Here is an 11,434-nt window from a genome sequence, read left to right on the forward strand (position 1 = left end):
GGCAGCCTTTTAAGTAAATCAGCGTTGAAGCTCGTCGAGTGCAGGCGCATCCAGATGGGAAATATCCCCCGCCGTCTCGACAATCCAGCCTTCTGCCAGCCAGGCGCTCTGCTGATAATCAACACGTGAGAGTGAGCAGTTACGCAGACGCAGACGACGTTCCGCATAGGCGGGCAGACCGAGGATCGTGCTGACCAGCGCCCCCAGCGCCATACCGTGACTGACGAGCAGTGGACGGCTTCCGGCTGGAAGATCAAGACAGGCATTCAGCGCGGCGTGCATACGCGTCGCCATCTCAGTCATCGACTCCCCTTCAGGAATACGGCCCCCTTCGGTACCGTTGACCAGCGTGGCGCGCCACTGCTCTTCTTCCGCGGTTAAGCCATCCAGCGGACGCTTCTCCAGCACCCCCATATTCAGCTCACGCAACCGCGGATCAAGCGTGACTGAGCAACCGCAGGCATCCGCAATAATCTCCGCGGTGCGGCGCGTACGCCCCAGATCGCTGGCAATAATGTGCGTAATGCCCAGATGTTTCACGCGCTCACCCACCTGCCAGGCTTGCTGCTCACCTTTTTCCGTCAGCGGACTGTCGGACTGACCCTGAATGCGACGCTCCGCATTCCATACCGTTTCACCGTGACGAACAAGATAGACCTGTAGCATGTTAGTTTCCGTTATACTGCGACAAAAATCGCTTTAGAGCTTACCCCATCAGGCGTCATTGTTGCAGTCAGTCTGCACACGGAGAGCGCGAAACAACCGGCGCGTACGGAAAGTACGTGAGGATTGTGAGCACTGCCCGGGTTCAGAATGACAAATCAAACAGCCCGATAGGCCAGGCGCTTAATCACCTGAGGGTTCAACCAATTATGTACCATGTTGTCGCAGCCACCACCAATCCAGCGAAAATTCATGCGATTGCTCAGGCATTCAACGACGTTTTCGGCGAGGGATCCTGCCATATTGAAGGGGTCGAGGTCGATAGCGGCGTAGCAGCACAACCGTTAACCCATCTCGAAACGCGAACTGGCGCACGTCAGCGCGTGATGAATGCCCGGCAGGTCCGGCCAGAAGCGGCGTTCTGGGTAGCGATTGAGGCGGGCATTGAAGATGACAGCGCGTTTGCCTGGATGGTGGTAGAAAATCAGAAGCAGCGCGGCGAATCGCGCTCGGCCAGTTTCACCCTGCCGCCGGTGGTGCTGGCGGGTCTGCGTGAAGGGCGGGAGCTGGGCGAAGAGATGGCGCGGTTAACCGGCATCGAAAATATTAAACACCAGGGTGGCGCTATCGGGGCGTTCACAAACGGCCTGCTCAGCCGCTCCAGTGTCTATCATCAGGCACTGATTCTGGCGCTCTGCCCGTTCATCCATCCGCTTTACCAGCAGTGATCAGGCGCGTCCCAGACGCGCCTCCAGCCAGCGTTTCAGCTCCGGCGGCGCCTCTTTCAGGCTGTTCGAGCCACGTGTAATGGTCGCAATGCCAACGCCGAGCTCATTTTTCAGTTCGCGCTGGCTCATCTCGCCGTTCATTAACTCTTCGATAATCCGCAGACGGGTGCCGAACGCTTCCCGCTCGTCGGGCGTCATCATCAGTTGCATCAGTGGCAGCGCATGACCATCAGCAAAGGCCTGCTGCATCAGCACGACAAAGCGTTGCCAGCTATCTTGTGCCGGATGCGCATCGGTGGGGGAATCAGAATGGGTCATGAAGAGGCTTCCGTACTCGCTAAAGAGTACGGAAGCTTAGCACAGCTAGTAACGGCGATTCCACTCAGCATCTGACAGGATCTTGTCAGGCTTGCCCATGAAGTGACGATAGTAAGCGTCGTACGCCAGCACATTCTTCACATAGCCACGCGTTTCAGAGAACGGGATGGTCTCGATAAACGCGACGGCATCAAGATTGCCTGCACTGGTTTTCTGCCAGCTTCGCACCCGGCCCGGCCCGGCATTGTAGGCCGCCGAGGCGAAGATCCGGTTCTGATTGAACTGCTGATAGACATATTCCAGATACTGGGTGCCGATCTGAATATTGGTTTCCGGATCGAGCAGCTGGCTGGTGTTGCTGTAGCCAGGGATGTTGTACATCTTCACAGTATGCGCCGCCGTGGCAGGCATAATCTGCATCAGACCGCTGGCACCAACCGGTGAACGCGCTTTCGGATTCCAGGCGCTCTCCTGACGCGAAATCGCCATCGCATAGCTCGGTGGGATCTGCTTCACCGCGGTGTTGCGCTCATAGACGCTCTGCCACGCCAGCGGGAAACGCTCTTTCAGGCTGTCCCACATTTTGGCAGTGATGGTCGCCTGCACGCTGAGATCCCACCAGTCCTGCTCATTGGCGTAGCGCGCCAGCATCTGCTGCTGCGTGTGCGTGCGGCTGCCGATGAGATTGCTCCACTCGCTGCGCGCCAGGTTATCCAGACCCCAGTACATCAGCTCGCGAACGCGGGCCAGCTCCGGTCCCTGCACCGTGGCACTGTCAGGCTTCGGCGCTTCATCCACCTGCAACGGGTAGTCAACGCCCAGCCGCTGTGCGGCCACCATTGGATAGAAGCCACGCGCCTGCATCAGTTTGCGCAGGATATCTTCCGCTTCCTCTTTGCGATCTTTCTCAAACAGCAGATCGGCCTGCCAGTACTGCCATTCATCTTTCTCTTTGGCTTCCAGCGGCAGACGGGCGATCCAGGTGTTAAGGCCGCGTCGGTCATGCTGAGAGAGTGCCAGTCGTACCCGGCGTTCTACCAGCGCGGTAGACTCGCTGTTCATCACCACCGCATCGCGCCAGCGTGCCTGCTCAGAGGTGAGATCGCTGCCCATCATGCGCCAGACCACAATCTCCTTCAGCGCCTGCTCATCCTCCGGTCCCATCTTCTGCGCCCGGACCAGGATCGGAATCAGGCTGCGGGCATTTTCCATGTCCTGCCGCGCCACACGCGTAAAGGCGTAAATCGTCGCCTGGCGGGTAAAGTCGGTTGGCCCGACGGCGCTGGCGAAGGTGCTGACCGTTAACGGGTCCTGCTGCAGGGCCTGTATCGCGTCAGACATGGTCTGATAGTCAGTTGGCAACGTTTTCGCCAGATAGCTCACCAGGCTGTCGTTGCCTGCTTTCATCGCCAGCCGGATACGCTCCAGGATCGTAATTGGCGAAATCTGACCGGACGCCTGCCAGACCGAAAAGAGCTTATCGCAGTCCGCGGGCAGCGCCGTGCCACGCAGCCAGATCTGCTTCGCGCCGTCAAACGCGGCCTGCTGCTGACCGGTGGCCCATTTGGCGTAATACCAGTTACAGCGTGCCTGCACCGGCTTAGGTTCGGTCGGACTGAAGTTCAGCACACCCTGCCAGTCCTGTCGGTAAGCCAGCACATTAATAAAGCGGGTGCTGAGCGAACGCGCGGGTGGCAACGTTGGATACTGGCGAATAAAGTTCTGTACCGCCAGAGTGGTCTCCTGATCGAGATCCTGTGCCAGCAGGCGATATTGCAGATAAGGATAGAGCGGATAATCCTGTAGCGTGGGCAACAGCTGATCCACGGTGGCCATCTGATTGCTGTCCCAGGCCTGTTTAATTTGTTGATAACGTTGCCGTTGTTGATCAAGCGAATCGGCCCATGCGCTGCTGGCCGTGCCGGCCATGCAGATCCCTATTATCCAGTTACGCCACTTCACCACGTAAATCTCCTCTGTTGCTGGGGCCGGCGAGTTGCCAGACAGTCTTCATGCTAACCAGGCCACCGGACTCTTGCCATGTTCTTCACAAAATTTACGCACACGAAAGGTAAACGCACCGTCATCGTTCAGCGCGCGCGCCGTAATTGTGCAAATTATCATCAGAAAATCTTATCACTACACGCATTAAACTGTTGAATCATTGCGTTAAAAAAGTGGCACAGCCTTTGCTCTGTTGAATTCCATCTTGTATACCAGCTGGAATTCTTCGTATGACTTCAACCTTTGGCCTGACGCTTCACGCCTGGCAGCAGCGCTATCAGCAGGCGCCGCAACAGATTACTTCGCTGCTGAGCGCACACCTGGCGGCTCTCGACACACACGATAATGCCTGGATCTATCTGGCGACACCGGATCAGTTAGCGGCTCAGATTGAGCCACTGCTGGCGCACTATCAGCGCGATCCCGGATCGCTGCCGCTGTTTGGTGTTCCCTTCGCCGTCAAAGACAACATTGATGTGGCGGGCTGGCCGACCAGCGCCGCCTGCCCCGCCTTTACCTATACCGCCAGCGAAGACGCGGTAGCGGTCACCCGGCTGAAAGCCGCCGGCGCGATAGTCATCGGCAAAACCAACCTCGATCAATTCGCTACCGGCCTGGTGGGCACCCGCTCCCCGTTTGGCGCGGTCAGTAACACTTTTGATGCCGATTACGTCAGTGGCGGCTCCAGCTCCGGCTCTGCGTCGGTGCTGGCGCGCGGGCTGGTCGCCTTTTCACTGGGCACCGATACCGCGGGATCGGGCCGCGTTCCGGCGGGCTTTAACAATATTGTCGGACTGAAGCCGACCAAGGGCTGGTTCTCTGCACGCGGCGTGGTGCCCGCCTGCCGCCTCAACGACACGATTTCCGTGTTTGCGCTGACGGCAGAAGATGCCTTTAGCGTCGCCAGCGTCATGGGTGGCTATGATGCCGGTGACGCCTATTCGCGCATTAATCCGCGCACCGCCCCGGCCAGCCTGCCGGTTCATCCCCATTTTGCGGTACCTTTGAACCCGGAGTTTTTTGATGATGCCGCCGCCGAAGCCGCCTGGGACCAGGCGCTGGAGGCGTTGCAGGCGGGTGGCGTGACGCTACACCCCATCGACTTCACCCCGTTCAGGAAGCTGGCTGAACAGCTTTACTACGGTGCCTGGGTCGCCGAACGCACGGCGGCGGTGGGCGGAATGCTCGATCGCCCGGCGGAGATGGATCCGGTGGTACACGAGATTATCGCCAGCGGCCTGAAATACAGCGCAGTCGATGCCTATAAGGCGGAGTATCTGCGGGCCGAACTGACGCGCCAGATTCAGCAGACGCTGGCACAGTTTGACGCGCTGGTGGTGCCGACCTCGCCCACGATTCATACCCTGGAGGAGATGAAGCAGGAGCCGATTCACTACAACTCGCAGTTTGGCACCTATACCAACTTTACCAACCTTGCCGACCTCGCCGCGCTGGCGCTGCCCGCACCGTTTCGCAATGACGATCTCCCGGCAGGCATCACGCTGATTGCGCCCGCCTGGCACGATCGGGCGCTGGCTGAGTTTGGCATTCGCTGGCAGCAGCAGCTTGCTCTGCCGCTGGGCGCGACCGGCCAGCCCTGCCCTGCCTGGCGCACCAGCCTGCCCGCCTCCGCCGACCATGTCCGGCTGGCGGTAGTGGGCGCGCATCTCACCGGAATGCCGCTTAATTTCCAGCTCACCGATCGCCATGCCGTCTGGGTGGAAGAGACGAAGACCGCGCCACACTATCGCCTGTTTGCCCTGCTGGAGGGCGCGATCAAAAAACCCGGCCTGATGCGTGACGAACAGGGCGCCGCTATCACCGTGGAGCTGTGGGATATCCCGCTGGCGCGCTTTGGTGAGTTTGTGGCCGAGATTCCCGCACCGCTGGGCATCGGCAGCCTGGCGCTGGCGGATGGGCGGGTGGTGAAAGGCTTTATCTGCGAAGGCGCGGCGCTGAACAACGCGCTGGAGATTACTGAGACGGGCGGCTGGCGCAACTGGCTGGCATCACAGGGGAGTCACTGATCATGTTCACCACCGTACTGATTGCCAACCGCGGCGAAATCGCCTGCCGCGCCATTCGGACGCTGAAGCGCCTGGGCGTCAAAAGTGTCGCGGTCTATTCAGATGCTGACCGCAACGCGCAGCACGTTAAGCAGGCGGATATCGCTATCGCGCTGGGCGGCGATAAAGCCAGCGACAGCTATCTGCGCATCGACAAAATTCTGGCGGCGGCTCAGCAGAGCGGCGCCCAGGCTATCTGGCCAGGCTACGGTTTTCTTTCAGAAAGCCAGCCGTTTGCCGAAGCCTGTGAAGCGGCGGGGATCGCCTTTGTCGGCCCCACCGCGCAGCAGATTGGTGAGTTCGGCCTTAAGCACCGTGCCCGTGAGCTGGCAGCCAGTGCGGGTGTACCAATGACGCCCGGCACACCGCTGCTTGCGTCGCTGGAGGAGGCGATACAGGCGGCCGATAAGATCGGCTATCCGGTGATGCTGAAAAGCACGGCGGGCGGCGGCGGCATTGGCCTGACGCGCTGCGCCGACGCCGGTGCGCTCGCCAGCGCCTGGGAGAGCGTACGCCGTCTTGGCGAGCAGTTCTTCAGTGATGCGGGCGTGTTTCTGGAGCGCTGCATCGATCGCGCCCGCCACGTAGAAGTGCAGATTTTTGGTGACGGTAACGGCACTGTGGTCGCACTGGGTGAACGCGACTGCTCACTGCAGCGCCGCAATCAAAAGGTGGTGGAAGAGACGCCCGCGCCCGGTCTTTCTCCGGCGACGCGTGATGCCCTGCTCGCCTCGGCGGTGCGGCTCGGCGAGCGGGTAAACTACCGCAGCGCAGGCACCGTGGAGTATATCTACGACGTCGACCAGCAGGCCTTTTACTTTCTGGAAGTAAACACCCGCCTGCAGGTGGAGCATCCGGTCACTGAGTGCGTCACCGGACTCGATCTGGTGGAGTGCATGTTGCAGGTGGCGGCGGGCGATGCGGTTGACTGGTCACGTCTGCAGCAGGCGCCGCAGGGCGCCGCCATTGAAGTGCGGCTCTATGCGGAAGATCCACTGAAGAACTTTCAGCCCAGCCCCGGCCTGCTAACCGGCGTAACTTTCCCTGACGGCGTGCGGGTCGACAGCGGCATTGAAACCGGCAGCGAGGTCTCCAGCTTCTACGATCCGATGATCGCCAAACTGATCGTGCATGCCGACACCCGCGATGCGGCGCTGGAAAAACTTCGCCATGCGCTGGATGCCACTCAGCTGCACGGCATCGCCACCAACCTCGACTATCTGCGCCAGATTACCGCCAGCGACGCGTTTCGCAGCGGCAACGTCTGGACGCGCTACCTCGACAGCGTGGTGCCTGCCTCCTCCGTGGTGGAAGTGCTGCAACCCGGCACCTTCAGTTCGGTTCAGGACTATCCAGGCCGCCTCGGCTACTGGGATATCGGCGTGCCGCCTTCCGGCCCGATGGATGACTTCGCTTTCCGGCTGGCTAACCGCATCGTCGGTAATCATGACGCGGCGGCGGGGCTGGAATTTACCCTGCAGGGGCCGACGCTGCGTTTCCACTGTGATGCCATCGTGGCGCTGACCGGTGCTGACTGCGACGCCACGCTGGAGGGCGAACCGGTCAGCACCTGGCAGCCGCTGGCGGTGAAAGCGGGAGAGACTCTGGCGCTGGGACGCGCCCGGACGGGCTGCCGCAGCTATCTGGCCGTACGTAACGGCTTCGACGTGCCGGCGTATCTGGGCAGCCGCAGCACCTTTTCGCTGGGCCAGTTTGGCGGTCACGCCGGACGCACTCTGCGGGTTGCCGATATGCTGGCGATCTCCCAGCCTGATCGGGCAGCCTGCACCACGCCTGCCCCGGTCAGCGATCCGCAGCCGCTCGATGCGGCGCTGATTCCGCACTACGGCAGCGAGTGGCGCATCGGCGTGCTTTACGGCCCGCACGGCGCACCGGATTTCTTCACCCAGGCCGCCATCGATGCGTTCTTCGCCAGTGACTGGCAGGTGCACTACAACTCCAACCGCCTCGGCGTGCGGCTGGTCGGCCCGAAACCGACCTGGACCCGCGCCAACGGCGGCGAAGCGGGCCTGCATCCCTCCAACGTTCACGACTGTGAATATGCCATTGGCGCGGTCAATTTCACCGGCGACTTCCCGGTGATCCTGACGCACGACGGCCCGAGTCTCGGCGGCTTTGTCTGTCCGGTGACCATTGCCAAAGCCGAGCTGTGGAAAGTAGGCCAGGTTAAACCTGGCGACACCATCCGCTTCCACCCCATCACCGCAGACGATGCGCTGGCGCGGGAAAAAGCGCAGATGCATCTGATTGAGACATTGCGGCCTGAGCATCCGCCCACGTTTGCCGTGCCGTCACTGGCCGAAACCGCCCACGGTTCCGCCACGATTCTGGCCGCTCTGGAGGCCACGACCAGCACGCCGAAAGTGGTCTATCGCCAGGCGGGCGACAAATATGTGCTGATTGAGTATGGCGACAATGTGCTGGATCTGGCGCTGCGTCTGCGTGTCCATCTGCTGATGAATGCGCTGACGGCGCAGGCGGAGCCCGGAGTAGAGGAGCTGTCGCCTGGCGTGCGTTCGCTGCAGGTGCGCTACGACAGCCGCATCATTAACCAGTCCCGGCTGATGTCGCTGCTGCTGGCGCTGGAAGCGACGCTGGGCGACGTCAGCACGCTGAAAGTGCCCTCCCGCGTGGTGTGGATGCCGATGGCATTTGAAGACAGCGCCACGCTGGGTGCCGTCAGCCGCTATCAGGAGACGGTGCGCGCCAGCGCCCCCTGGCTGCCCAACAACGTGGACTTTATCCAGCGGATTAATGGCTTAAGCAGCCGCGATGAGGTGCGCGATACCCTGTTCAACGCCAGCTATCTGGTGCTGGGGCTGGGCGACGTCTACCTTGGCGCGCCCTGTGCCGTTCCGATCGATCCACGCCATCGCCTGCTGAGTTCCAAATACAGTCCGGCGCGCACTTTCACCGCCGAAGGCACCGTAGGGATCGGCGGCATGTACATGTGCATCTACGGCATGGATTCGCCCGGCGGCTATCAGCTGGTGGGCCGCACGCTGCCCATCTGGAATACCTTCCTGAAAAATCCGCAGTTCGCTACCGATGCGCCGTGGCTGCTGCGCTTCTTCGATCAGGTGCGCTTCTATCCGGTGAGTGAAACCGAACTGACCCAGCTGCGCGAAGATTTCCGCGAAGGCCGCGCCAGCCTTCGTATTGAAGAGACGCAGTTTGATTTTGCCGCCCACCAGCAGTTCCTCGCCGACCACGCCGCTGAAATTGCAGCGTTCCGCCAGCGCCAGGCCGCCGCCTTTGAACAGGAAGTGCAGCTATGGGCGCAGGAAGAGCAGAACGCGCCGCCGGAGGATGAAACGCGCGCCAGCGTCAGCGAAGAGGAGGAAAACGGGCTACCGGTGCAGGCGGATCTCAATGGCAACATCTGGAAAGTGCTGGTGCAGCCGGGCGACGAGGTCAGCGCCGGGCAGACGCTGATTATCGTGGAGGCGATGAAGATGGAGCTGGCGATTGTCGCCCCGCAGGCCGGTCGTGTGACGCGGATTGCCTGCCAGGCGGGCCGTCCGGTCAGTCCTGGCGATAACCTGCTGTGGCTGGAATAAGGAGCGGTAATGACAACGCAACCCCACTCCCCTAAAGCCCGCCCGGAAGCGCTGGCGGAACGGGTTTATCTGGCGCTGAAGGCCGATATCTTCGCCTTTCGCCTGATGCCCGGCGATCGCTTCAGCGAAAGCGAAATCGCCGGACGGATGGCGGTCAGCCGCACCCCGGTCCGTCAGGCGCTGTTCCGGCTGGAACGCGAAGGCTTTGTCGACGTCTGGTTTCGCAGCGGCTGGCAGATTAAGAACTTCGATTTCGCCTGGTTCGAATCGCTGTATGACCTGCGCACCGTGCTGGAGTGCGAGGCGGTCAAACGCCTCTGCGCCCTGCCCGCGCCGCAGTGTGCCGAGCTGTTAAACGAACTGAACCAGTTCTGGTGCGAGGCGGAGGCGCTTACAGAGGGCCTGGTGGTGTCGCAGCATGACGAAGCGTTTCACATGACGCTGGTGGCGGCAGCGGGTAACCCGGAGATGGCACGCATTCACGCCGAACTCACCGAGAAGATCCGCATTATCCGCCGGCTCGACTTCACTCGTGACGATCGCATCTGTGCCACTTATCAGGAACATGCACAGATTTTACAGGCGATTTTTCAGCAGCAGACCGCCGGGGCGCAACGCATCCTGACCGATCACATCGCCGTGAGTAAGGCGGAGGTCAGAAAGATCACGCTGCACCGCCTTCAGCAGGCCCGGCTCCAGCTCACCGAATAACACAACAACTACTCAGGGGTTTCAGATGATGAAAAGACGTTCGTTGATCAAGGCTTTCGCCCTCTCCGCCACCGTTGTCAGCATGGGGTTCGCCTGGAGTGTGCAGGCGGCTGACACCATCAAAGTGGGGATCATGCATTCGCTCTCCGGCACCATGGCGATTTCAGAAACGCCGCTGAAGGATGTGGCGCTGATGACCATCGATGAGATCAACGCCAAAGGGGGCGTGCTGGGGAAAAAGCTGGAGCCGGTGGTGGTCGATCCCGCCTCTAACTGGCCGCTGTTTGCCGAGAAGGCGCGGCAGCTGCTGACTCAGGATAAGGCGGCGGTGGTGTTTGGCTGCTGGACCTCGGTGTCGCGCAAATCGGTGCTACCGGTGTTTGAAGAGCTGAACGGCCTGCTGTTCTATCCGGTGCAGTATGAAGGGGAAGAGATGTCACCCAACGTCTTCTACACCGGCGCTGCGCCTAACCAGCAGGCGATTCCGGCCGTGGAGTATCTGATGAGCGAAGATGGCGGCAGCGCGAAACGCTTCTTCCTGCTTGGCACCGACTATGTCTATCCGCGTACTACCAACAAGATCCTGCGCGCCTTCCTGCACAGCAAAGGTGTGGCGGATAAAGATATCGAAGAGGTCTACACGCCGTTTGGTTACAGCGACTACCAGACCATTGTCTCCAACATCAAAAAGTTTGCGGCTGGCGGCAAAACGGCAGTGGTTTCCACGATCAACGGCGACTCCAACGTGCCGTTCTACAAAGAGCTGGCGAACCAGGGGATTAAAGCCACTGACATTCCGGTGGTCGCCTTCTCGGTGGGCGAAGAGGAGCTGCGCGGCATCGACACCAAACCGCTGGTGGGTCAGTTAGCCGCCTGGAACTATTTCGAGTCTATCGATAATCCGACCAACGCGAAGTTTGTCGCCGACTACCGCGCATATGCCAAAGCACATAACCTGCCGAACGCCGCCACCGTCGTCACCAACGACCCGATGGAAGCGACCTATGTTGGCATTCATATGTGGGCGCAGGCGGTGGAAAAAGCGGGCACCACGGATGTGGACAAAGTGCGGGCGGCGATGGCCGGTCAGACCTTTAAAGCGCCGGATGGCTTTACCCTGACCATGGATCAGACCAACCATCATCTGCATAAACCGGTCATGATTGGTGAAGTGGAAGAGAACGGCCAGTTCAGCGTGGTGTGGCAGACCGATCAGCCGGTACGTGCGCAGCCGTGGAGCCCGTACATTGCCGGTAACGACAAAAAGCCCGACCACCCGGTGAAGACCGCGCAGTAATCGCGCGTTGCTGATTGATACGCAGCGTCACCCGCTGTGAAGCGGCAGCACGGCACCCCGCCGTGC

The 11,434-nt window shown here is 60.7% G+C and carries 8 protein-coding genes; 5 read left to right on the top strand and 3 right to left on the bottom strand.

What is annotated here, in order from left to right; genetic code table 11:
- Positions 1-18 precede the first annotated feature (18 nt).
- On the bottom strand, positions 19-666 hold the full coding sequence (gpmB, locus tag HFD95_RS21175; protein ID WP_010253664.1) for a 2,3-diphosphoglycerate-dependent phosphoglycerate mutase GpmB: 648 nt from the start codon (positions 664-666) through the stop codon (positions 19-21).
- Positions 667-872: 206 nt separating this feature from the next.
- On the opposite strand from gpmB, the gene yjjX reads away from it, so the two are divergent.
- Positions 873-1,391, top strand: coding sequence for an inosine/xanthosine triphosphatase (yjjX, locus tag HFD95_RS21180; RefSeq protein ID WP_010253660.1), 519 nt, complete (start codon positions 873-875; stop codon positions 1,389-1,391).
- On the opposite strand, the gene trpR is transcribed toward yjjX, so the two are convergent.
- Both trpR and sltY read right to left on the bottom strand, forming a co-directional pair.
- Positions 1,392-1,709 (bottom strand): trp operon repressor, encoded by a 318-nt coding sequence (gene trpR / locus HFD95_RS21185; protein WP_010671698.1) that lies wholly within the window; start codon positions 1,707-1,709, stop codon positions 1,392-1,394. It abuts the gene before it with no gap.
- 45 nt (positions 1,710-1,754) lie between these two features.
- On the bottom strand, positions 1,755-3,674 hold the full coding sequence (sltY, locus tag HFD95_RS21190; RefSeq protein ID WP_167430689.1) for a murein transglycosylase: 1,920 nt from the start codon (positions 3,672-3,674) through the stop codon (positions 1,755-1,757).
- Between the two features lie 269 nt (positions 3,675-3,943).
- On the opposite strand from sltY, the gene atzF reads away from it, so the two are divergent.
- Genes atzF through urtA form a run of 4 tightly spaced genes read left to right on the top strand, consistent with a single transcriptional unit; the run spans position 3,944 to position 11,368 of the window.
- Positions 3,944-5,740 carry an allophanate hydrolase gene (atzF, locus tag HFD95_RS21195; RefSeq protein ID WP_167430690.1) on the top strand — a complete coding sequence of 599 codons (1,797 nt, stop codon included), beginning with the start codon at positions 3,944-3,946 and terminating at the stop codon, positions 5,738-5,740.
- Between the two features lie 2 nt (positions 5,741-5,742).
- Positions 5,743-9,360, top strand: coding sequence for an urea carboxylase (gene uca, locus HFD95_RS21200; protein WP_167430691.1), 3,618 nt, complete (start codon positions 5,743-5,745; stop codon positions 9,358-9,360).
- A gap of 9 nt (positions 9,361-9,369) precedes the next feature.
- Positions 9,370-10,071 carry a GntR family transcriptional regulator gene (locus HFD95_RS21205; RefSeq protein ID WP_167430692.1) on the top strand — a complete coding sequence of 234 codons (702 nt, stop codon included), beginning with the start codon at positions 9,370-9,372 and terminating at the stop codon, positions 10,069-10,071.
- Between the two features lie 28 nt (positions 10,072-10,099).
- Positions 10,100-11,368, top strand: a complete 1,269-nt coding sequence (gene urtA / locus HFD95_RS21210; RefSeq protein ID WP_033756912.1) for an urea ABC transporter substrate-binding protein — start codon at positions 10,100-10,102, stop codon at positions 11,366-11,368.
- Positions 11,369-11,434 lie beyond the last annotated feature (66 nt).

Source organism: Pantoea sp. EKM10T (assembly GCF_011800685.1).
In the GTDB taxonomy this organism is placed as follows: Bacteria; Pseudomonadota; Gammaproteobacteria; order Enterobacterales; family Enterobacteriaceae; genus Pantoea; species Pantoea agglomerans.